Source organism: Actinoalloteichus spitiensis RMV-1378 (assembly GCF_000239155.1).
Classification (GTDB): Bacteria; Actinomycetota; Actinomycetes; order Mycobacteriales; family Pseudonocardiaceae; genus Actinoalloteichus_B; species Actinoalloteichus_B spitiensis.
Window position 1 is genome coordinate 1 of record NZ_AGVX02000827.1, and the last position, 1287, is coordinate 1287.

Genomic DNA, 1287 nt, shown 5'->3' on the forward strand with positions numbered 1-1287 from the left:
TCGCCCAGGCCCCGCTCCCACTGGTCCACCGAGTCGACGAGCGAGTCGGTGGTGGGCTCCCGCAGCCAGTCCACGATCCGCTCGTGGCTGATCCCGTTCCAGTAGACGCCGGATCGCTCCTCCACCTCGCACCCCCGTCGTTCGTCGGCCCACCGCGCCCGTCTCAGGTCACGGCGAGGAGTTCGCGCAGCATCTCCGCCAGCCGGGGCAGGTCGACCGGTGCCACGGTCAGCCAGCCGTCCCGTTCGTGGACGGCGTACCTGCCCCGCGTCGTGTCGATCACGTCGATCGCGTACGGGCCCCGGCGGCGCTGGCCCAGTCCTTCCCAGCGGCTCACCCCGAGCTGACCGGCGCCCACGCGGTCGGTCCCCAGCATGCCCAGCAGCGCGCGGGCGTCCCCGTAACGCACACCCGCGTCGAGCAGGGCGTCCTCGAAGTCGGCGTCGGAGCGGCCCTTCCGGCCGGCCCGCGACACGGCGGACTCCGGGAGGTTCACCACCTGTCCCGGCCCGGCGGGCACGGCGCCCAGCACGCTCACCGCCGCCTCGCACACGGTCGTCGGCCGCAGCGGGTCGATGGACAGCACGCCGTCGCCCACCACCCCGATCACGGCGTGCTGGCCGGAGAGCGCGGCCATCGCCCGGAGCCGCCGTCCGCCGGGGAGGGACCACCGCACGTCCACGGCGTGGGTGGGCGCCGCGAACAGGCGCAGCGCCCAGTCCAGGTCGGGGTGCGGCTCGCCGGGTCCGGTGAACAGCCCCCGGTCGGCGAGGGCGGCCCGACAACGCCGGTCGAGGTCCTCGGCCTCCGCCAGGGTCGTCGCCGTCTCCTCGGTGCGCAGCACCAGCGGACACTGCCCGAGCCCCAGCTCACGCCACGCGAGGGTGAACTCGGCCAGCTCCAGAGTGATCGTCACGCTGCCCCCGGAGGTCGCGGATCGGCGGGTCGGTACCGGCCGCGCGAGCATGGCAGGGACCCGGTGAGCCGGCGGTCAACCCGGTGCGCCGTACGGGGGAGGTCGCCACCGCCCGGTGGATCGGACGGTGGAGAGCCAGGCACCCGGCGGTCAGCCACGCGGCTCACCCGCTCGGCGCACCGCGTCCGCCACCTCGTCGTCCCGGGTCCGGTAGGCGCGGGCACTGGCGTCGAGCTGGTCCACCAGGTCGGTGAGGGCGGCGATCGCCTGGTCGAGGGCGGCGGTGAGCGATCCGTGCGGGCCGGCCGCCCGGTCGACGAGGCGGCCCACCGCGAGCCTGCTCACCGGGTCGGCGGCCGGCGCGCGGAGCC

General features: G+C 76.0%; 2 protein-coding genes. Both read right to left on the minus strand.

Annotated features, from left to right (window positions below; all coding sequences use genetic code 11):
- Window positions 1–163: 163 nt before the first annotated feature.
- Window positions 164–916: an ESX secretion-associated protein EspG gene (locus tag ACTIDRAF_RS0225730; protein ID WP_157163286.1), complete on the minus strand. Its 753-nt coding sequence runs from the start codon at window positions 914–916 to the stop codon at window positions 164–166.
- A 150-nt stretch (window positions 917–1066) separates the two neighbouring features.
- Window positions 1067–1287, minus strand: a 221-nt coding sequence (locus ACTIDRAF_RS31440) for a hypothetical protein (protein WP_157163287.1), incomplete at its 5' end; no start/stop codon positions are given.